Genomic DNA, 20,296 nt, shown 5'->3' on the forward strand with positions numbered 1-20,296 from the left:
CATGAAATGCGTATGCAGGTACCGCAGCGCAGCAAAAACGGCGCGCCTATTGCAAAAATGTTACAGTTTGTGACAGCCGGGCGGCGTCTCGCAGGGGGCGCGCTCAGCGCTTCTTGGGCGGCAGGGGGAAGAAGCCCGAGGTGCGCTCGACATATTCAACGTAGCCGGGGCGGGATTTCTTCAGGCTCTTTTCGAGCATGGGGGCGCCGCTCCATTTGGTGAGCGTGTAGGTGAGGAAGATGGGGCCGAGCGTGACCCATAAGGGCGCGCCGGCGGCGACGGCGACCGCCCAGATGCCCCACCATGTTGCGGCGTCGCCGAAATAATTGGGGTGGCGGGTGTAGCGCCACAGGCCGGTGTCGAGCACCTGGCCGCGGCGGCTCTCATCCTTGCGGAAGGCTTCGAGCTGGGCGTCACCGATCGTCTCGAAGGCGATGCCGAACAGGGCGAGGGCGATGCCGGCCCAGGCCAGCGGGGTGAGGCCGGTGCCGGGATCGGTGAGCAGGCCGGCCTGGGCGGGCAGGCTGACCAGCCAGACCAGCGGGCCTTGCAGCAGGAAGACCTGAAGGAGGGCGGCCTTGGAGAAGCTCCACTGTTTCTTGGCCATGACCGACGACAGGATCTTGTCGTAGCGCGGATCGCGGCCCAGCCGCTGCCAGCGGATGAGCAGATGGGTGCCGAGCCGCAGGCCCCAGAGCGTGGTGAGGCCGAAGAGCGCCCAGCCGAGCGGGCCCTTGGGCTGCCCAAGCAGCAGAAAGGCGGTAAGCGCCACCAGAAAGACCATGCCGTAAGCCCAGACGGCATCGATGAAGCTGACATCCTTGATGGCGACCGCGATGCGCCAGAGGACCAGCATGGCGAGCAGGATGGCGACGAAATTGTGGAGCAGCGCCTGATAGAAAGGGGCGATCATGCGGCCTTGTTTTCCTTATAGTCGCTGGCTTCGACGATGCTCTGCATGGCGAGGCCGGGGTGGCGCGGGGTCACCGAGCGGTAATAGCCTTCGACCTGGGCCATGTCGCGGACATAATCGCCGCTGGGCATGAAGGCGGGGCCGAGACCGCCGACCTTGCGGGCATAGTCCATCAGGCCGCAGACCAGCGGCACGCCCGCACCCCGCGCGATATGATAGAAGCCGGTGCGCCATTGGCGGACGCGGCCGCGCGTGCCTTCGGGCGCGATGGTGAGGATGAAATCATCGCGGCGCTTGAACTCATCGACCATGGCCTGGACATAATTGCCGCCGCTCGACCGGTTGATGGGGATGCCGCCGATATCATGGAGGAAGCCGTTCATGGGCCAGCGGAACAGCTCGCGCTTGGCCATGAAATGGGCCTTGATGCCGAGATCATGGGTGAGGCCGACGAAATAGAGAAAATCCCAGTTGCTGGTGTGGGGGGCGGCGATGAGCACGCATTTGCGCGGGATAGGGCCGGCGGTTTCGGCGCGCCATCCCTGACGGTGATAGAAGGCGACCAGCGCCCTGGTGGCGAGCCGCGACATCAGGCCGGGCTTGCGGTCTTCGATGGTCATGCGCCCTCCCCCACAGGCGTTTGTTGGTGCGCTATCATTGTGCACGGCGCCGCAGCTGTCAAAATATCTTGGCGGGGCTGGGCGCGCCCGACTAGGGTGGCGCCATGCTGAAAATCCTGACTGCTTATGTTGCCACCGGGCTGGCCTTTGCGCTGATCGACAGCGTGTGGCTGATCAACATGGCGCCGCGCCTCTACAAGCCGGAGATCGGCGAGATGATGGTGGAGCCGTTCCGGCTGAAGCCGGCGATCGTGTTTTACCTGCTCTATATCGGCGGGATGCTGTGGTTTGCCGTGTTGCCGGCGCTGAATGACGGGCGCTGGCAGACGGCGCTGGTGCAGGGCGCGGTGCTGGGGCTGATGTGTTATATGACCTATGACCTGACCAACTTCGCCACGCTGAAAGTGTGGAGCATGAAGGTGACGGTGCTCGACATGATCTGGGGCACGGTGCTGACCGGCAGCGCGTCGGTGGTGGGGATGCTGGTGACGGCGAAGCTCTTTCCTAGCGGCGGGTAATGACGCCGGGTTTTGCGCGTTCATCGACGCTGAGCTGGAATAGGTCGGGGCGGGCATAATGGCCGCTGACATCGAGATCGAAGCGGGCGGCGGAGAGTGAGGCGAGGTCGATTTCGCAGGCGAGGAGGCCGGGCTCGGGGCCGAGCGGGCCGGCGAGGATATCGCCCAGCGGGCTGATGATGAGGCTGCCGCCGCCGATGAGCGGCTTGTCTTCGGGCCAGTTCTCGACGGGCGGATTGGCGGGCGGCTGGACCTGACAGGCGCTGATGACGAAGACCCGGCCTTCATTGGCGATGTGGCGCATCGAGGCGCGCCAGATCTCCCGGTCATCGACGGTGGGGGCGCACCAGATGTCGGGGCCCTTGGCGTACATGGCGGCGCGGAACAGCGGCATCTGATTTTCCCAGCAGATGGCGGCGGCGAGGCGGCCGGCCGGCGTTTCGACGACCGGCATGGTGCTGCCGTCGCCCTGCGCCCAGATCAGCCGTTCGATGGCGGTGGGCATGAGCTTGCGGTGATGAGCGACGAGGCCGGATGTCGGCGTGATGAAGGCGGCGGTGCAATGGAGCGAGGCCCCTGCCCGCTCGATGACGCCGACGACGAGCGTTGCGCCGGTGCGGGCGCTCATCTGGCTCAGCGCCTTGATCTCGGGGCCGTCGAGACAGACGGCGGCGCGGAAATAGTCGGCGAAGCGGGCGCGGCCGGCGGCGGTGCGGAAGCCGAGCTGGGCGCCGAAGGTCTCGCCCTTGGGATAGCCGCCGAGCAGCGCTTCGGGCAGCACGACGAGGCGCGCGCCGCTGGCCTTGATCTCGGCCTCATGGGCCAGAATGTCGGCGAGCGTGGCGGCGGTGCCTTCGGGGTTTGAGCCGAGTTGCAGGGCGGCGACGGGGAAGCGGGTGCTCATGGGGTGAGGCTAGGGCGCGGGCGCGCGGGCGGCAAGCGGGCTATTCGGGACCGAGGAGCGCTTGCAGGCGGTAGGCGGTGGCGGCGCGGGCGCTGCGGGCCTCGGCGGCGCGGGCCTGGGCGATGAGGGCTTCACGCTCGGCATCGAGGAGGGCGAGTTGGGGCTTGAGGCCGGTGCGGACTTCATGCGCGGTGCTGGCGCGGGCGGCTTCGCTGGCGATGGCCTGGGCTTCTGCCGCGCTGGCCATGAGGCGGGTGGTGAGCACGCCTTGATGGAGGGTGGTGACCTGCTCTTCAACCATCGCGCGCGCGGTGCGCAGGCGGGCTTCGGCGGCGCGCGCCTCGGCCGACATTTCGGCGACCTTGCCGTTGGTTTGGCCGTTGAACAAGGTCCAGCGGGCGCGGACGCCGACGGTGGCGCTGTTTATGCTGTAATCGGGGAAGAATTGATCGCGCACGATGCCGGCTTCGGCAAAGGCGCCGACGCTGGGCAGGCGCTCGGCGCGCGCGCCGCGGGTGGCGGCGCGGGCGGCCTCAAGGGCGGCGCTGGCGGCCGCGATGACCGGGCTGTTGGCGCGGGCGCGGGCGAGTGCCTCATCGAGGCTGGCGGGCGCGTCGGGGCCTTGGGGGATGGGGGCGAGGCCGGCGGGCGCAAGGCCGGTCAAGGCGACGAAGCGGGCCTGGGCGGCGGCGCGTGCGCCCTCGGCGCCGGCGAGGCCGCCGCGTGCTTCGGCGAGCCGGGCGGCGGCCTGGGCAACCTCGGTGCTGGGGGCTTCGCCGGCTTCGAAGCGCAAGTTTGCCTGACGGTCGATCTCGGTCATTTGCGTGAGCGCGCGGGCATAGGCCTCGACCATGGTTTCGCTGGCGAGCACCGCGCCATAGGCAGACGCGACATCGGCGGCGAGGCTGGCCACGGCCATGGCGGCGCTGGCTTCGGAAGCTTCGAGGCCGGCCCGCGCACGGGCATTTGCGGCGGCGAGGCGGCCGCCGGTGTAGAGCGGCGCTTCGAGGCTGGCTTGGGCTGACAGGGGGGTTTGGGCAGCATTGCCGAGGCCGAAATAGCCCTGGGCATCGAGGCGGCCGAAGCCGGCGGAGCCTTGCACGCTGAGCGTGGGCAGGCGGGCGCCGCGGGCTTGCGAAAGGCGGCCCGAGGCGGCGTCGCGCATCGCCTCCGCCTCGGCCAGCGAAGGGGCATGGGCGCGGGCGGCGGCGATGGCGTCTTCAAGGGTGAGGGCCTGCGCGCTGCCTGACAGGAGCAGCGCGGCAAGCAGCAGGCGGACTGGCTTCATTTGAAGGCGGTTCCGGGTGCGATGCCGAGCTTGCGGAAGACGATGGCGGCCGGGCAGAAGCCGGTGAAGGCCGACTGGAAGAGGTTGGCCCCGGCGAAGGCGGCGAGCCAGATCCAGGCCGGGTGGACGAGCTGGCTGAGCAGCACGGCCATCAGGACGACGACGCCGGCGAAGGCGAGAACGGCACGGTCGAGGGTCATTTTGCGTTCCTTTCAGGCGTTTTGCTTGAGCTTGTGGACACCGATGAGTTCGAGGGCGAGCTTCTCGTAGAAGGGTTCGCTCTCGCCCTTGCGGATCTTGCGGAGGAAGTATTTTTCGAAGCCGATCTTGGCGACATGGACCCATTTGCCCTGTGAGGCCCAGTTGACGTTGCGCGGCGGGATTTGCGGCTGGGCGATGAAGGCGACGCCTTCATCACCGAAATCGGCGAGGCAGATGGCGTTCCAGCTGGCCTCGGCGGTGGGGGCATGGCCGTCGATGAGGGCGGCGATGTTGTGGGTGATGGCGGTGGCCATGGATTCGATCATGAAGCCTGTTTTGGGCACGCCGACGGGGACCGGGGTGGGGCCGGTGGGGGGGATGGCGACGCAGACGCCGAGCGCGAAGACCTCAGGGCAGCTGGGGTTGCGCTGGTGCTTGTCGACGATGACGAAGCCGCGCGGATTGACCAGCCCTTCGAGGCCGAAGATGGCCGGTACGCCGCGGAAGGCGGGGAGCAGCATGGCGAAGCCGAAGGGCAGATCGTGGGTTTTGGTGACGGCGCCGCCCTCGGCGACTTCCTCGATGTGCATGACGTCTTGATCGACGCTGGTGACGCGGGCGCTGGTGATCCACTTGATGTGGCGGTCGCGCATCGTTGATTCGAGCAGGCCCTTGGTGTCACCGACGCCGTCGAGGCCGAGATGGCCGACATAGGGCTCGGCGGTGACGAAGGTCATGGGGACCTTGTCGCGGATCTTGCGGCGGCGCAGTTCGGTGTCGAGGATCATGGCGAATTCATAGGCCGGGCCGTAGCAGGACGCGCCTTGCACCGCGCCGATGATGATGGGCCGGGGGTTTTTGACGAAGTCATCGAAGCGGTCGGCAGCCTGGCGGGCGTGGTGCGTCTGGCAGACCGAGACGGTGTGGCCTTCGGGGCCGAAGCCGGGGATTTCGTCATAGGCGTGATCCGGGCCGGTCGCGATTACAAGATAATCGTAATCAATAACAGCGCCGTCGTTGAGTTCGACGCGCTTTTCGGCTGGGTGGACGCGCTTGGCGCCGGCGCTGGTGAAGGCGATGCCGAGTCGCTCGAAGATCGGCGGGAGATGGACCTGAATGGCTTCGGGCTCCCGCCAGCGCACGGCGACCCAGGGATTGGAGGGCACGAACCAATAATCATCCGACTCGGAAATCACTGTGATTCTTGCCTTCTTCTTCAAGGCTTCGCGCAGTTCATAGGCGGCGATGGTGCCGCCCAAGCCGGCGCCGAGGACGATGATGTGCGGTGTGGTCATGTCTCTCTCCCAAAGGGGGCATTGATGTTTTTCGTTGCCCATGGCTTGACGGAATATAATAATTATCCGATATATGCAACCGTGAAATCGAAGGAGCAGGAAAATGACGCACAAGGAAATCACCGCGAACGAGCTGAAGGCGATGCTGGATGAGGGGCGCGTGCTGCTGGTCGATGTGCGCGAGCCGGGGGAATTTGCGGCCGGGCATATTGCGGGCGCGGTCAATCATCCGCTGTCGCGCTTTGAACCGGGCGCGATTGACGCGCCTGCGGGCAAGCGGGTGGTGCTGCAATGTGCGGGCGGCAAGCGCTCGGGCATGGCACTGGACAAATGCGCGGCCGCTGAAGCGGCGATCGATACCCATCTGGCGGGTGGCATCGGCGCCTGGGCGGCGGCCGGGCTGCCGGTCGTGACGGGCTGAGGGGCGCGGGCCAATGAAACGGGGCATATTGGCAGCGAGCGTGCTGGCGCTGGCGCTGGCGGGCTGTGGCGGGACAGCGGAGCCGGCGGCCGAGGCGGCGGCGCAGGCCGTTGCAGGCGAGCGGCTGACGCTGGCCGTGGCCGATATGCCGGAGGTGCGGCGGGTTTCGGGCGAGGTCAGGGCGCGCGACGAGGTGATGGTGCCGGCGCGGATTGGCGGCACGCTGGCCCGCCTTGATGTGACGGCGGGCGACCGGGTGCGGGCGGGGCAGCGGCTGGCGCTGGTGCGCGATGCGCGGCTGGGCTTTGAGACGGGCGCGGCGGATGCGCAGCTGGCGGCGGCCGAGGCGCGGGCGGCGCAGGCGGCTGCGGCGCTGGCGCGGATCGAGGATCTTTACGCCAACAAGGTTTACAGCAAGGCGCGGCTGGAGGCGGCGCAGGCCGAGGCGCGGGCGGCGGCGGCGGGAGCCGAAGCGGCGCGGGCGGGCGCGCGGGCGCGGGCGGATGTGGAGGGCCAGGGCGCTGTATTGGCGCCGGGCGATGGCCGGGTGTTGCGGGCCGATGTGCCGGTGGGTGCGGTGGTGATGCCGGGGCAGCCGGTGGTGCGCGTGACGGCGGGGCCGCTGGTGGTGCGGCTGCAACTGCCCGAGGCGCTGGCGGGTGCGCTGACGCCCGGTGCTGAGGTGACGCTGGACGATGGGCGCGTGGGCGAGCTGGTGCAGGTGTATCCCGGTGTTTCGGGCGGGCAGGTGATGGCGGATGCGCGCGTGGAGGGGCTGGATGACAGCTTCATCGGGCGGCGGCTGACGGTGACGCTGACCACCGGCACGCGGCGCGCGCTGATGGTGCCGCAGCGCTTTGTGGTGACGCGCTTTGGCAATGATTTCGTGACGCTGGTGGCAGATGAGGGCGCGCGTGATGTGCCGGTGCAGCTGGGGGCGGCGCAGGGTGACATGGTGGAGATCTTGTCGGGCGTGCGCGCGGGTGATGTGGTGGTGCGGCGGTGAGGGGGCGGGAGCCTGTGGCGCTCGGGATTTCCGGGCGGCTGACGCGCGCGACGATCGATTCGCCGCTGACGCCGCTGATGCTGATGGCGGCGGTGATTGTGGGGTTTCTGGCGCTTTTGGCGATTCCGCGTGAGGAGGAGCCGCAGATCAGCGTGCCGATGGTCGATATTCAGGTGATGGCGCCGGGCTATGGCGCGGCCGACGCCATCGAGCTGGTGGGGGTGCCGCTGGAGACGATCGTGAAGAGCGTCGACGGGGTGGAGCATGTCTATACCCAGGCCGAGGATGACGGCGTGATGGTGACGGCGCGGTTTCTGGTGGGCTCGGACCCCGAGGACGCAGCGATCAGGATCAACGAGAAGCTGATGGCCAACATGCACCGGGTGCCGCCGGGGATTCCGGCCCCGAGCGTGACGGTGAGGGGCATCAATGATGTGCCGATGATGGTGCTGACGCTGACGCCCAAGCCCGACGCCATGGGCGACTGGGACGAGGCGATGTTGCACGAGCTGGCGGTGCGGCTGCAGGCCGAAATGGCCAAGGTGGACGATGTGGGTCTGACCTTTCTGGCCGGCGGCCAGCCGGAGACGATCCGGATTGCGCCCGACCCGGCGCGGCTGGCGCTGCACAAGGTGCCGCTGGCCCATGTGATGGCGGCGACCGCGGCCGCCAACCGCGCCGAGCCTTTGGGCGATGTGCGCATGGGCGGGCGGGCGGTGTCGGTGATTTCGGGCGCGCGGATGGCGGATGCGGAGGCGATTGGGCGGCTGACGGTGCGCGCTGCTGACGGCAGCCCGGTGGAGCTGCGCGATGTAGCGGATGTGACGCAAGGGCCGCGCGAGACGCAGGCGCGCAGCTGGCGCTGGGCGCGCGCTGATGGCGAGGCCTGGACGCGCGCGCCGGCGGTGAGCCTGGCGATTGCCAAGCGGGCCGGGGCCAATGCGGTGGTGGTGTCAGACGCGTTGCTGGCGCGGCTGGAGGGGCTGAAGGGGCCGCTCTTAGGCGAGGATGTGACCGTGTCGGTGACGCGCAACTACGGCGAGACGGCAAACGAGAAGGCCAATGAGCTGCTCTACCATCTGGGGCTGGCGACGGTTTCGATCGTGCTGCTGATCGGCTTTGCGATTGGCTGGCGCGAGGCGGCGGTGACGGCGGTGGTGATCCCGACCACCATCCTCCTGACCATGTTCGCCTCCAATCTGATGGGCTTCACGATCAACCGGGTGAGCCTGTTTGCGCTGATCTTCTCGATTGGCATCCTGGTGGATGATGCGATCGTGATGATCGAGAACATCGCCCGGCACTGGGCGATGGGCGATGGGCGGTCGCGCACCGAGGCCGCGATCGAGGCGGTGGCGGAGGTGGGCAACCCGACCGTGGTGGCGACGCTGACGGTGGTGGCGGCCCTGCTGCCGATGCTGTTCGTCTCCGGGTTGATGGGGCCTTATATGGCGCCCATCCCGATCAATGCCTCGGCGGCGATGGTGTTCAGCTTCTTTGTGGCGGTGGTGTTTGCGCCGTGGCTGATGATCCGCTTTGCGCGGCGCGCGCTGGCTGGGAGCGCACACCATGACGAGGATGGCGGCAGGCTGGGGGCGCTTTATGCGAGCGCGGCGCATGCGGTGATCGACAGCCGGGCGCGGGCGAAGGGCTTCCTCATCTTGGTCGGGCTGGCGACGGTGCTGGCGGGCTCGATGTTCTACTTCAAGGCGGTGACGGTGAAGCTGCTGCCGTTTGACAACAAGTCGGAGCTGCAGCTGGTGGTCGATCTGCCCGAGGGGACCAGCCTTGAGGCGACGGCGCGGACGCTGGATGAAGTGGCGGCCGTGGTGCGCACGCTGCCCGAGGCCGAGGCCATGGAGGCCTATGCGGGGACGGCGGCGCCGTTCAATTTCAACGGGCTGGTGCGGCATTATTTTTTGCGCGCGCGGCCCGAGATGGGCGATCTGATGGTGACGCTGGTGCACCGCGACGAGCGCGACCGCTCCAGCCATGCCATCGCGCTTGATCTGCGCGAGAAGCTGAAGGCGGTGCCGCTGGCAGACGGCGCCTCGCTGAAGGTGGTGGAGACGCCGCCGGGGCCGCCGGTGCTGGCGACGCTTCTGGCCGAGGTTTATGGGCCGGACGCCGAGACGCGGCGGGCGACGGCCACCCAGCTGGCGGCGCTGTTTCGTGGGGTGGATTACATCGTTGATGTCGATGTGAGCCAGGGGCAGAGCCGGCCCCGGCTGCGCGCTGTGCCGCAGCGCGACCGGCTGGATTATCACGGGATTTCGGAAACCTCGCTGAAGGACCAGCTGGCGCTGCTGATGGGCGGGCAGGTGATTGGCCATGCGCCGCGCGGGGGCGGGCGCACGCCGCTGCCGATCGAGCTGGCGCTGCCGCAGAGCGCGCGGACATGGAATGCGGCGCTGGCGGCGACGCCGATGGCCGCCGGGCGGGACGGCGCGCTGGTGAGCCTGGGCGAGCTGGTGGAGATGCGCGAGGAAGCGGGCGGGCAGATGCTGTTTCGCCGCGACGGGCGCGCGGCCGAGATGGTGACCGCCGAGCTGGCCGGCGATTATGAGGCGCCCATCTATGGCATGCTGGCGGTGAACCGCGCGGTGGAGGCGTTTGACTGGGCGGGCGCCGGGCTGGTGAAGCCCGAGGTGCGGCTGAACGGCCAGCCCGAGGACGAGCGCGTGCCGAGCCTGCTGTGGGACGGCGAATGGGAGATCACCTGGGTGACCTTCCGCGACATGGGGGCGGCGTTTCTGGTAGCACTACTCGGCATCTATGTGCTGGTGGTGGCGCAGTTCCGGAGCTTCAAGCTGCCGCTGGTGATCCTCACCCCTGTGCCGCTGACGCTGGTTGGCATCGTCATCGGGCATATGATCTTTTCAGCGCCGTTTACCGCGACCTCGATGATCGGGTTCATCGCGCTTGCCGGCATCATCGTGCGCAACTCGATTTTGCTTGTCGACTTCATCCGCTCGGCCAGCCGGCCGGGGCGGCCGCTGCGCGATGTGCTGATCGAGGCCGGGCGCATCCGCTTCAAGCCGATCGTGCTGACGGCAGCCGCCGCGATGATCGGCGCGGCGGTGATTTTGACCGACCCGATCTTTCAGGGGCTGGCGATCTCGCTGCTGTTCGGCCTCGCCTCGTCGACCGCGCTCACCGTGCTTGTGATCCCGGCGATTTATGTGGTGCTGCGCGACGATGGCCTGCCCGCAGGAGGAACACCATGACCGAACGACTGGCCGAACGCGCCGAGGCCGTGTCACGCACGCTGAAGCTGATGGCCAATGACCAGCGGCTGCTGCTGCTCTGCCGGCTGCGGCAGGGCGAATGCGCGGTGGGCGAGCTGGTGGACGCGGTGGGCGTGTCGCAATCGAGCGTCTCCCAGCATCTCGCACGGCTGCGCGAAGGCGGGATGGTGAAGGCGCGGCGGGCGGCCAACAACATCTTCTATTCGACCGCAGGGCCGAAAATTGATGCCCTGATCGACCAGCTGTGCGACCATTTTGCGGGAGGAGAATCGACATGAGGCGCATCGGACTCGTCACGCTGCTGATCGCCAGCCCGGCGCTGGCCAATGGCGACGACGCGGAGACCCGGTCACGCGCGCTCGCCGACCAGTTTCAGGGTGCGCTGATGAAGGAATTGCAGGGCGCCATCGCTGACAAGGGCGTGGCCGGGGCCGTGGGCGCCTGCACCACCATCGCGCCCGCCTTGGCCAAGCGCCTCTCGGAGGAAAGCGGCGCGACCGTGCGGCGCACCGCGCTCAGAACCCGCAACCCGCTGGCGAAACCCGACGGCTATGAAGCCTGGGCGCTGGCCAGCCTCGACGAACAGCCCATGTCCGGCGGCAAGCCGCGCGAAATCTCGGGCTGGGTGGAAGAACAAGGCGGCGCCGCCTTCCGCTACATGCGCGCCATTCCCACAGGCGGGGTCTGCCTCGCATGCCACGGCAGCGATATCGCACCCGAGGTGAAAGCCGCCATCGCCGCCGCCTACCCGCAGGATCAGGCAACCGGATTCAAGATGGGGCAACTGCGCGGGGCATTCTCGATCCGCTGGGAGAAGGCGGCTTTGGGGGGCTCCGGTAGGTAGTTAAGGGCCTCCGGCGGGGGAGAAGGGCCTCCGGCGGCTGGGGCCTTGGGCCCCAGACCCCATTTGTGGGGTTGGGATGCACTTTGAGACGGCAGCGCTGGCGCGAAGCGCTTTGATAGCCTGCGGCGCTGGGCTTGGGGGGACGGGAGTTCGCTTAGGCCCCGGATCAGGTCCGGGGCGACGGGGAATATGCGCTGCGCCACTAATGGGGTCTGGGGCCTGAGGCCCCAGCCGCCGGAGGCCCTTGATGCCCGCCAGAGCCCCCTGCCCTTTCAGAGCATGCGGGCGAAACTGGCGGCGGCGGTGCGGCGGGGTTTTGGCTTTTCGGGGGTTATGGGTTTGGGGGCGGCGTGGCTGAGGGTGGCGAGGAGGGTGGCCGACCTGGGTGAAGGCCTGGGGGTTGAGGCTGTAGTAGACTTGTTTGGCGACGCGCCGCGTGGTGACGAGGCCGGCGCCGCGCAGGATGGCGAGTTGTTGGGAGAGGCCGGGCTGGCCGATGGCGAGGAGGGAGTCGATTTCGCCGACGGAGTGTTCGCCGGTTTTGAGCAGGCAGAGCAGGCGCAGGCGGGTTTCCTGGGCGAGGCTGCGGAACAGTTCGGCGATTTCGTCGAGGTTGGTGACGGGCGGGGTTGGGGTTTGGCTCATGGTTTGGCCTCGCGGTGGAACCAGAGGCCGGGTTCGGCGAGGACGGCGTCTTGCGCTTCATGGGCGGGTTTGAGGGCGCTTTGGCCGGGTTGCCAGTCGGCCGGGGTGACCTGGCCGCTCGTGTCGAAATGCTGGAGGGCGGCGAGTGCACGGAGCAGTTCATCGACCGAGCGGCCGATGCTGGCGGGGTAGCTGATGGTGGCGCGGATGATGCCGGCGGGATCGATGAACAGGCTGTGGCGGAGCGTGCCGGCGTCGGGGGCCTCGGGGTTGAGCATGGCGTAGCCGCGGCCGATGACCATGGTGGGGTCTTCGAGGATGGGGAAGGGGATGGTGACGCCGAACGTATCGTGGATGGCGCGGGCCCAGGCGAGATGGGCGTAGAGGCTGTCGACGGAGAGCGCGAGCAGATCGCAGCCGAGCGCCTGGAAGCGGGGGGCGGCGCGGGCGAGTGCGACGAATTCGGAGGTGCAGACGGGGGTGAAGTCGGCGGGGTGGGAGAAGAACAGCAGCCAGCGGCCGCGATAGTCAGACAGGGTGATTGGCCCCATGGTCGAGCGGGCGGTGAAATTGGGAGCTTCGTCGCCGATGTGGAGCGGGGCGGGGGGCGACGGAAGATCGGTCATGCAGCTCCTTGGGACTATAAAAGCTTTACATTTATAACCTAAATGAGGAACCTGCTGCCCGCAAGTGGAGATCAGCCGCCGCGTCCTTCGACGAGCGCATCGACGACGGCGGGATCGGCGAGGGTGGAGGTGTCGCCGAGGTTGCTGGTGTCGTTTTCGGCGATCTTGCGCAGGATGCGGCGCATGATCTTGCCCGAGCGGGTTTTGGGCAGGCCGGGGGCGAACTGGATGACGTCGGGGGTGGCGATGGGGCCGATTTCGCGGCGCACCCATTTGACCAGCTCGGCCTTGAGCTCGGGCGAGCCGGTCTCATTGGCGTTGAGGGTGACATAGGCATAGATGCCCTGCCCTTTGACATCGTGCGGCATGCCGACGACGGCGGCTTCGGCGACCTTGGCGTGGGCGACGAGCGCCGATTCGACTTCGGCGGTGCCCATGCGGTGGCCCGAGACGTTGATGACATCATCGACGCGGCCGGTGATCCACCAATAGCCGTCTTCATCGCGGCGCGCGCCGTCACCTGTGAAGTAGCGGCCGGGGTAGGTAGAGAAATAGGTCTGGAAGAAGCGGGCGTGATCGCCCCAGACGGTGCGCATCTGGCCCGGCCAGGAGCGGGCGAGGCAGAGATTGCCTTGCGTGGCGCCTTCGAGCAGTTGGCCTTCGGCATCGACGAGGATGGGTTCGATGCCGGGCATGGGGAGCGTGGCCGAGCCGGGCTTGAGCGCGGTGGCGCCGGGCAGGGGCGCGATGATCGCGCCGCCGGTTTCGGTCTGCCACCAGGTATCGATGATGGGGCAGCGGCTGTCGCCCACCACGCGGTGATACCATTCCCAGGCTTCGGGGTTGATGGGTTCGCCGACGGTGCCGAGCAGGCGGAGGCTGGCGCGGCTGGCCTTTTTCACCCAGTCATCGCCTTCGCGCATCAGGGCGCGGAGCGCTGTGGGGGCGGTGTAGAAGCTGTTGACCTGCCAGCGGTCACAGACCTGCCAGAAGCGGCTGAAATCGGGATAGTTGGGCACGCCTTCGAACATCAAGGTGGTGGCGCCGTTGGCGAGCGGGCCGTAGACGACATAGGTGTGGCCGGTGACCCAGCCAATGTCGGCGGTGCACCAGAAGACCTCGCCGGGCTGGTAATCAAAGGCGAGCCGCTGGGTGAAGCTGGCCCAGAGCAGATAGCCGCCGCTGGTGTGGAGGACGCCCTTGGGCTTGCCGGTGGAGCCGCTGGTGTAGAGGATGAACATTGGGTCTTCGGCCGACATCGGCTCGGGCGGGCAATCGGCGGAGACGGTTTCGAGCGCCTCGTGGAGCCAGACGTCGCGGCCGGGCACGGTGGTGACGGCGCCGCCGGTGTGGCGGACGACGAGGACGCGCGTGACCGAGGGGCAGTGCGCCAGCGCGGCATCGACATTGGCCTTGAGCGGGACCTTCTTGCCGGCGCGGCGGCCTTCATCGGCGGTGATGACGATGTTCGAGTCGCAATCCTGGATGCGGCCGGCGAGCGCTTCGGGCGAGAAGCCGCCGAAGACGATCGAGTGGATGGCGCCGAGCCTTGTGCAGGCGAGCATGGCCATGGCGGCTTCGGGGATCATCGGCATGTAGAGGGTGACGCGGTCACCCTTTCTGACGCCTTGGGCCTTGAGGACATTGGCGAAGCGGCAGACGGCGGCGTGCAGTTCGGCGTAGGTGATGGTGCGGCTGTCGGCGGGGTCATCGCCTTCCCAGATGATGGCGATCTGGTCGGCGCGGGTGGCGAGGTGGCGGTCGAGGCAGTTGGCGCTGACGTTGAGGATGCCGTCTTCGAACCATTTGATGCCGAAATCGGCCTCGTTGTAGGACCAGTTGCCGGCGATGCTGGGGGCCTTGATCCAGTCGAGGCTGCGGGCCTGTTCGAGCCAGAAGCCGTCGGGATCGGCGAGCGCGCGGGTGTGCATGGCCTGGTAGCCGGCTTCATCGACGTGCGCGCGGGCGGCCCACTCTGGCGGCACGGGATAGACGGACTGGCTCATGTGGTGGCTCCCCGAAGTCGGATATGTTTGGCCCCTTAGACCAAAAGCGGGGAGCCAGTGCAATCAGTCTGGCAGGCGGGCGCAGGCGCGGAGCTGTGCGGGCGTGGGGGACCAGCCGCTGGTCTGGCGCCAGCGCGTCAGCTCGGCCTCGATGAGCGGCAGGGTGGCGGGCTGGAGATCGAGGCGGCCGTCTTTGAGCAGCGCGGGGGCGAGCGGGCTGGCGCTGTCTTTGAGCCACTGGGCGAGGCCTGCGAAGGCGGCGCCGATGGGGGCGAGGCAGGCGGCTTGCAGCGGGGGCTGGTGCGAATAGGTGATGCGGCCTTCCTTGACATGGAAGACCGGAGCGTCTGGCACGGCGATGACGATGGGGAGGCCGACGGCTGAAAAGATGCGGCTGTGTTCGAGGACGCCCTTGACCGAGACGGCCCAGCCCTGCCCTTCCGGCAACTGCGTGGCGGACCAGCCGAAGGGGATGAGGATGGAGCCGGCGACCGCATCGAAGCGCTCAAGCTCGGTGATGGCGGCAAGGCCGGTGACGCGCTCGCGGCCCATGCTGAGCTGGAAGGCGGCGTCTTCGCTGTAATGCGCCATGGTGGCGGCGAGATCGTGGCGGTTGTGATCGTCGAGATAGGCTGTGGCGGCGGCAATTGCGGCCTCGGGGGTGGGTTGGGCGGCGAGCGGGGCCGACAGCAGCAGGGCGGCGAGCAGGCGGATCATTCGAGGCTTTTGGCAAAGGCCATGAGATCGGCGTTGAAGCGATCGGGCGCTTCGGCGAAGGGGGAGTGGCCGACGCCTTCATAGGCGACGGCGCGGGCGCGGGGCAGGCGGGCGGCGGCCGCCGCGATGGTGTCGGGCGGCACGCTGCCATCGGCGGTGCCGTGGATGAACAGCACCGGCAGATCGAGCCGGGGGCCGAGATCCTGATTGTCGAGCTGGAGGCCGGCCATGGCACGCCTTGTCATCGGGCTCATCATGGCGATGGTCATCTGCTTCTGGAACTTGTCGAGCGGGCTGGGCGGCTCGGCGGTCATGACGCGCGACAGCCAGTCGGCGGCGTCAAAGAACGCGTGGTAATTGTCGGCCCGCGCATTGCCCTTGGGCGGCGGCATGGTGCTTTTGGCCGGGTCTGGCGGGGGCGCAGGAGGCACGAGGCCGGCGACGCTGCCGGCAAGGACGAGGCCGCGGGCGCAGCCGGCGCCGCAGATGCGCAGATAATCGAGCGCGACATAGCCGCCGAAGGACCAGCCGACGAGGAGCGGGCGATCAAGGTTGAGCGCCTTGACGATGGCGGCGATGTCTTCGGCCCAGATGTCGTGGCGGTTGTACGCGTCCGGTGTCCAGGGCTTGGCGGAGAGGCCGTGGCCGCGCAGGTCGGGTGCGATGAGGCGGTGGGTTTCGGCGAGCGTGCCGATCTGGTTTTTGAAGGCGACGGCGCCGAAGGAGAAGCCGTGGATGAGGAGGATGGGCGGGCCGTTGGGATTGCCCCATTCCTGCACGACCAGCGGCACCTCGCCGTGGCCGGCGACGATGTGGCTTTTGGGGTCTTTTGGGGATTGGGCCAGCGCCGGGGCGGCGAGCAGCAGGGCGAGGAGCAGGCGGATCATGCGAGGAAGTCCGGGTGATCCCTGAGGATGCGGGCGCGCAGGTCTTCGGGGACCGCATCGAAGCTCGGCAGCTTGACGGCGTTGAGGCGCATCATGATGGCGCCGCTGGCGGTGCCCATGTTCATCCAGGGGCGGAAGCTGTTGAGGGTGGTATATTGCATGGTGGCGGGGACGAACTCGGCTGCGCTGGTGACATCATCGAGCGCGGCTTCGAAATTGGCCAGCGAATTGGCGATGCGCGGGCCGTTTTCGGGGGCGCTGCGGGCGGGCGGCGCCTTGACGAACAGCTCTTCGGCCATCCAGACGCGGCCCGCCTTGATGTCGGGCGGGGTGATGCGGCCGGTGTAATCAAGGCCGGGCGGCAGCGTGGGGAGATCGGGCAGGACGGCAAGCTCGGGGGTGAAGATGATCGCTTGCGGCGAGAGATAATGTTCGGGCGTCATCGGCGCGCCGGTGAGGACATTGGCGATGGGGCCATCGGCGATGGCTTCGACGCCGCGCTGATCGGGATGGCCGTAATAGCCGGCTTCGAGCAGCTTGTAGCCGATGCGGCCATCAGGGCGGCGGGTGATCTGCGAATGGCTGACGCCGATGACCGAGACCATGGTGCGCGCCGGCTCGCCGGTGAGGCGGGCGAGCATCTGGCCGCTGTACCACCAGAAGGTGCGGGTTTCGGGCGGCGAGCAGCGGATACGCAGGAAGGTTTCGAGCGGGCTGAGGCCGGTTTCGGCGGCGCGCAGGGCCCTTGGCATGGCAAGCAGCGCGGGGGCGGCGAGGAGGGTGCGGCGCGAGACTTTCATGGGCGGGGCGGTTGCGGCGTGCGGGTGCGCATGTAGCGGGCGAGCGAGGATTCGGCCTTTTTGACCTCGGTGGGGGCTGTGAGAAAATCGGGGAAGCGGGCGCGGGCCAGCGCCACGATCTCGCTGGGCATGGTCTCGAGGCTGGCGGCTGAGCCGGTGAAGCAGGTGTACTGGATATGGCCCTCGGCCGGGCCCATCAGCATCCACGGCTGCCAGGGGCGGTTGTGGGTCCAGTTGCCGAAGCTTTCGACCTTGGTGAGGGCTGCGTTTTGCAGATCGGCTAGGCTGACGTTGAAGCTGTTGCTGTCGGAGATGGAGATGAATTCGCCGCTGCTTTCACGCTGCCAGACCTTGGGATCGAGCGGGTTCTTGGCGCGGATATGGGCGTGGCGCTCGGTCATCACCCTGCCCCCGACTTCGCGCCATTCGAGCAGGAAGGGGGTGCGCTCGTCGGGTTTGCCGACCTCCTGATAGAGGCCTTGGCTGCGCTCATAGGGGCGGATGGGGGCGTTGATGGCAGGGTTGGCGAGGTGGACGACCTCGACATTTTCGGATGTGTAGGGATTGGTCCAGCGGTCGATGACCGCGCCGGTTTCGAGACTGGTGAAGAAGCCGAGCTCTTTTCTGAGCATCATCCAGCCATATTCGCCCTCAAGCGGCAGCAGGCGGACGGCGCCCATGCCGATGATACCCATCAGATCGACGCCCGCCTCGCCGGGCCTGTGCCCGCTGACCCGGCCGGCATACCAGCTGTAGCTGGTGGCCTTGGGATCGAGATTGCCCTGGATGCGGGCATAGGCGAGCGCATTGCCCTCAGGCGTGGCGAGATCGAGCAGCGGGCCTGAGCGGGTGGCGGCGCGGGCGGCGCGCAGCGGCTGGGCGAGGGCGGCGCCGCCAGCGAGGCTGGCGGCGATGAGCGCGCGGCGGCTGAGCGCGGGCATCAGAACTTGGCCCGGAGGTTGACCCCGAACTGGCGCTTGTTGGGGAGCACCGCTTCGAAGGCGCGCTCGAAGCAGGCGCTGGTGGTGGCGCAATCGGCATTGCTGCGCAGCGATTCGAAGGTTTCATCCTGGAGCAGGTTGGTGACGAAGAAGGTGGCGGTGTAATTTTCCAGCTCGAAGCCGAGGCGGAGGTTGAGGTCGAAGCTGTCGCCCGTCTCGGTCAGGTTGAGCGAGGAGGCGTAGCGGCTGCCGACGTAAATGCCTTCGGCGCGCAGGAACCAGCCGGCCGTGTCGGAGATGGCGCCGTCATATTGGGCGAAGGCGGAGCCGCTGAACTCGGGCGTCTGCGCCAGCCGCTCGCCATTGGGGCGGGTCTGGAGGAGGAAGCGGGCCTGATTGGCTTCCGACTGGTCGCCGGTGAGCTTGGTGTGATTCCAGGCGAAGGAGCCGCCGAGCGTGACGGCGTCGCTGGCGCGGATGGCGGTGTCGAGTTCGAGGCCGTAAGCTTCGATATCCGGCCCCGAGACGGTGACGAGGGTGCCGACGGGCACGCCGTTGCCATCGATGTCGGCGAGGAGCGAGCGCAGGTCCTGGCTTTCGCTCCAGTCGGAATAATAGGCGTTGGCGTTGAAGGTCATGCGGCCATCCATGAGCGTGGACTTGAGGCCGAGTTCATAGCTCCAGATGGTTTCGGGCGGGGCGAGGACATCGATGTTAAGCTCGGGGAATTCGGCCTGGATGCGGGCCTTTTGCGCGTCGGTGCGGCCGGCGAACTGCGAATTGATGGTGGTGGGGCGCAGGCCCTTGGCGGCGCTGGCATAGAGCAGCAGATCGGGGCTGGCCTGATATTCGAGGATGGCGCGCGGCAGGAAGGCATTGGTGCCGGCGGAAATCTGCTCGCCGGTGGCGCGGTTGACCGTGTCGGTCAGCTCGTCGCGCTGCCAGCGGCCTTCGACCGAGAGGCTGAGCTGATCGGTGAACTGATAGCCGAGCGAGCCGAAGACGGCGTAATTGTCGATGTTCCGGTCGACGATGACGCGCGGGCCGGCGCCGACGAAGACCGAGCCGGGGAAGCCGGCGAGGAAACCGAAGGCATTGGAGCCGAAGATGCCGCCGGGATCACGCTCGTAGAGCTTCTGGTTGAAGTATGCTGCGCCGATCAGCCAGGTGAAGCGGGCGTCTGCCGGTGAGGCGAGCTTGATCTCGTGGCTGTGGGATTCGGAATTGGTGCGGCGGCTGCCATAGTAATTGTCTTCGGGCGAGAGCTCGAAATCCCAGAGCCGCTCGGCCACTTCGTTGGAATAGCCGCCGTTGTAGCTGAGGGTATAGCCGTCGGCGACTTCGTAATCGAGGAGCAGCGAGGTGAAGAAGAAGCTGCGATCAAGGCCGTTGCGGCGCAGGCCGAGGCGATCGCTGCCGGGGCGGCTGTCGAACACGACGGGCGCCGGGAAGGGCGGGAAGATGAGCAGCTTGTTCGGATCGGCGGGGAAGACATTCTGGATGGGCGGCGCGCCGGTGGGGCGGAGCTCGCCGCGGAAGGTGGTGTTGCCGTTGGGCATGGTGAAATTATGGGTGGGCTTGCGGCCGACCAGCATGGCGGCGGCGGCGCCGTCGCGCTGTTCGGTGTAGCTGACACTGATCTTGGCGGAAAGGCGCTCGGAGGGCGTGATGTAGAGCTGGCCGGTGAGCGAGAGATCCTGCTGCTCGCCGAGCGCGCTGCCATCAAGGCCGTTTGTGTATTGGCCGCCGGCATCGCGGAAGCGGCCCGAGACGCGGGCGGCGAGCTTGTCGGTGATGAGCGGCAGGTCGAAGGCGGCGGACAGGCTGTAATCATCGAAGGTGGCGGCGGTGGCATTGATCTGGGCACCGAATTCATTGCCCGGTGTTTTGGTGATGAAGTTGATGGCGCCCGAGAAGGTGGAGCGGCCGAACAGCGCGCTTTGCGGGCCGCGGACGACTTCGACACGCTCGATATTGTCGGTGTTGATGGTGGCGACGCCGCCGGTGAAATAGATGCCGTCGATGAAGATGGAGGCGAGCTCGCGGGTGGTGTCACCGACCGGCGGGGTGTTCTGCAGGCCGCGGATGAAGACCTGGCCGTAGCCGCGATCGACATTCTGGAAGAGCTGGACGCCGGGCGCGAAGGCGGCGAGGCTTTCGAGATTGGTGATGTTGGAGGCCTCGAGTGCGTCCGACGTGAAGGCCTGCACCGAGATCGGCACATTCTGCAGGCTTTCCTCACGCTTGCGGGCGGTGACGATGATTTCGGAGCCGGCGGTTTCGCTGGCCGCGGTTTCGTTCGTTTGAGCGAAAGCGGGTGTGGCGGCGAGCGCGGCGATGGCGGCGCTGGCGCACCAGAAAGCACGGTTGGCGTTGATCATGACGGTGTCCCCCGAGAATGTTGTGCGCCACGGTC

20 protein-coding genes are annotated in these 20,296 nt (G+C 67.6%); 6 read left to right on the top strand and 14 right to left on the bottom strand.

What is annotated here, in order from left to right:
- Positions 1 to 103 precede the first annotated feature (103 nt).
- Both ACMVO5_RS07920 and ACMVO5_RS07925 read right to left on the bottom strand, forming a co-directional pair.
- Entirely contained in the window at positions 104 to 913 is an 810-nt protein-coding gene (locus tag ACMVO5_RS07920) for a DUF1295 domain-containing protein (protein ID WP_416906979.1), read from the bottom strand.
- The gene (locus tag ACMVO5_RS07925; protein ID WP_416906980.1) at positions 910 to 1,533 is read right to left on the bottom strand and encodes a lysophospholipid acyltransferase family protein; all 624 of its coding nucleotides are present in this window, start codon (positions 1,531 to 1,533) and stop codon (positions 910 to 912) included. Before ACMVO5_RS07925 ends, ACMVO5_RS07920 begins: the two co-directional genes overlap by 4 nt.
- Before the next feature lie 104 nt (positions 1,534 to 1,637).
- On the opposite strand from ACMVO5_RS07925, the gene ACMVO5_RS07930 reads away from it, so the two are divergent.
- Positions 1,638 to 2,051, top strand: coding sequence for a DUF2177 family protein (locus ACMVO5_RS07930; protein ID WP_416906981.1), 414 nt, complete (start codon positions 1,638 to 1,640; stop codon positions 2,049 to 2,051).
- Here ACMVO5_RS07930 and ACMVO5_RS07935 read toward each other — a convergent pair.
- The 4 genes from ACMVO5_RS07935 to ACMVO5_RS07950 are packed head-to-tail and all read right to left on the bottom strand — an operon-like array spanning position 2,038 to position 5,739.
- On the bottom strand, positions 2,038 to 2,955 hold the full coding sequence (locus ACMVO5_RS07935; protein ID WP_416906982.1) for a carbon-nitrogen hydrolase family protein: 918 nt from the start codon (positions 2,953 to 2,955) through the stop codon (positions 2,038 to 2,040). The two genes, ACMVO5_RS07930 and ACMVO5_RS07935, sit on opposite strands and share 14 nt — an antisense overlap.
- A 40-nt stretch (positions 2,956 to 2,995) precedes the next feature.
- Positions 2,996 to 4,243, bottom strand: a complete 1,248-nt coding sequence (locus tag ACMVO5_RS07940; RefSeq protein ID WP_416906983.1) for a TolC family protein — start codon at positions 4,241 to 4,243, stop codon at positions 2,996 to 2,998.
- The gene (locus ACMVO5_RS07945) at positions 4,240 to 4,443 is read right to left on the bottom strand and encodes a DUF2892 domain-containing protein (RefSeq protein ID WP_416906984.1); all 204 of its coding nucleotides are present in this window, start codon (positions 4,441 to 4,443) and stop codon (positions 4,240 to 4,242) included. Before ACMVO5_RS07945 ends, ACMVO5_RS07940 begins: the two co-directional genes overlap by 4 nt.
- A 12-nt stretch (positions 4,444 to 4,455) precedes the next feature.
- The gene (locus ACMVO5_RS07950; RefSeq protein WP_416906985.1) at positions 4,456 to 5,739 is read right to left on the bottom strand and encodes an NAD(P)/FAD-dependent oxidoreductase; all 1,284 of its coding nucleotides are present in this window, start codon (positions 5,737 to 5,739) and stop codon (positions 4,456 to 4,458) included.
- Positions 5,740 to 5,842: 103 nt separating this feature from the next.
- Between ACMVO5_RS07950 and ACMVO5_RS07955 the strand changes: the two genes are divergently transcribed.
- From ACMVO5_RS07955 to ACMVO5_RS07975, 5 genes are read left to right on the top strand one after another with little or no spacing between them, the layout of a single operon-like run.
- Positions 5,843 to 6,160 (top strand): rhodanese-like domain-containing protein, encoded by a 318-nt coding sequence (locus ACMVO5_RS07955; protein WP_416906986.1) that lies wholly within the window; start codon positions 5,843 to 5,845, stop codon positions 6,158 to 6,160.
- A 13-nt stretch (positions 6,161 to 6,173) separates the two neighbouring features.
- Positions 6,174 to 7,166, top strand: coding sequence for an efflux RND transporter periplasmic adaptor subunit (locus ACMVO5_RS07960; protein WP_416906987.1), 993 nt, complete (start codon positions 6,174 to 6,176; stop codon positions 7,164 to 7,166).
- A gap of 14 nt (positions 7,167 to 7,180) precedes the next feature.
- The gene (locus ACMVO5_RS07965) at positions 7,181 to 10,393 is read left to right on the top strand and encodes an efflux RND transporter permease subunit (protein ID WP_416906988.1); all 3,213 of its coding nucleotides are present in this window, start codon (positions 7,181 to 7,183) and stop codon (positions 10,391 to 10,393) included.
- Positions 10,390 to 10,692 carry an ArsR/SmtB family transcription factor gene (locus ACMVO5_RS07970; RefSeq protein ID WP_416906989.1) on the top strand — a complete coding sequence of 101 codons (303 nt, stop codon included), beginning with the start codon at positions 10,390 to 10,392 and terminating at the stop codon, positions 10,690 to 10,692. Before ACMVO5_RS07965 ends, ACMVO5_RS07970 begins: the two co-directional genes overlap by 4 nt.
- A complete protein-coding gene (locus tag ACMVO5_RS07975) occupies positions 10,689 to 11,258 on the top strand; it encodes a Tll0287-like domain-containing protein (protein ID WP_416906990.1) in 570 nt (189 codons plus the stop codon). Before ACMVO5_RS07970 ends, ACMVO5_RS07975 begins: the two co-directional genes overlap by 4 nt.
- Here the strand turns inward: ACMVO5_RS07975 and ACMVO5_RS07980 are convergent, their stop codons facing one another.
- The 8 genes from ACMVO5_RS07980 to ACMVO5_RS08015 form a co-directional block, all read right to left on the bottom strand.
- The gene (locus tag ACMVO5_RS07980) at positions 11,259 to 11,903 is read right to left on the bottom strand and encodes an ArsR/SmtB family transcription factor (RefSeq protein ID WP_416906991.1); all 645 of its coding nucleotides are present in this window, start codon (positions 11,901 to 11,903) and stop codon (positions 11,259 to 11,261) included.
- Positions 11,900 to 12,529, bottom strand: a complete 630-nt coding sequence (locus ACMVO5_RS07985; RefSeq protein ID WP_416906992.1) for a peroxiredoxin — start codon at positions 12,527 to 12,529, stop codon at positions 11,900 to 11,902. The genes ACMVO5_RS07980 and ACMVO5_RS07985 overlap by 4 nt, the downstream gene beginning before the upstream one ends.
- Before the next feature lie 71 nt (positions 12,530 to 12,600).
- Complete coding sequence (gene acs / locus ACMVO5_RS07990) at positions 12,601 to 14,535, bottom strand: acetate--CoA ligase (protein ID WP_416906993.1); 1,935 nt, start codon at positions 14,533 to 14,535, stop codon at positions 12,601 to 12,603.
- A gap of 63 nt (positions 14,536 to 14,598) precedes the next feature.
- Entirely contained in the window at positions 14,599 to 15,252 is a 654-nt protein-coding gene (locus ACMVO5_RS07995; protein WP_416906994.1) for a hypothetical protein, read from the bottom strand.
- On the bottom strand, positions 15,249 to 16,139 hold the full coding sequence (locus tag ACMVO5_RS08000) for an alpha/beta fold hydrolase (protein ID WP_416906995.1): 891 nt from the start codon (positions 16,137 to 16,139) through the stop codon (positions 15,249 to 15,251). The genes ACMVO5_RS07995 and ACMVO5_RS08000 overlap by 4 nt, the downstream gene beginning before the upstream one ends.
- On the bottom strand, positions 16,136 to 16,939 hold the full coding sequence (locus ACMVO5_RS08005; RefSeq protein ID WP_416906996.1) for a DUF1838 family protein: 804 nt from the start codon (positions 16,937 to 16,939) through the stop codon (positions 16,136 to 16,138). Before ACMVO5_RS08005 ends, ACMVO5_RS08000 begins: the two co-directional genes overlap by 4 nt.
- Positions 16,936 to 17,880 (bottom strand): DUF1838 family protein, encoded by a 945-nt coding sequence (locus ACMVO5_RS08010; protein ID WP_416906997.1) that lies wholly within the window; start codon positions 17,878 to 17,880, stop codon positions 16,936 to 16,938. Before ACMVO5_RS08010 ends, ACMVO5_RS08005 begins: the two co-directional genes overlap by 4 nt.
- Positions 17,880 to 20,261 (bottom strand): TonB-dependent receptor, encoded by a 2,382-nt coding sequence (locus ACMVO5_RS08015; RefSeq protein WP_416906998.1) that lies wholly within the window; start codon positions 20,259 to 20,261, stop codon positions 17,880 to 17,882. The genes ACMVO5_RS08010 and ACMVO5_RS08015 overlap by 1 nt, the downstream gene beginning before the upstream one ends.
- Positions 20,262 to 20,296 lie beyond the last annotated feature (35 nt).

This window comes from Polymorphobacter sp. (genome assembly GCF_048007885.1).
Taxonomy (GTDB): domain Bacteria; phylum Pseudomonadota; class Alphaproteobacteria; order Sphingomonadales; family Sphingomonadaceae; genus Sandarakinorhabdus.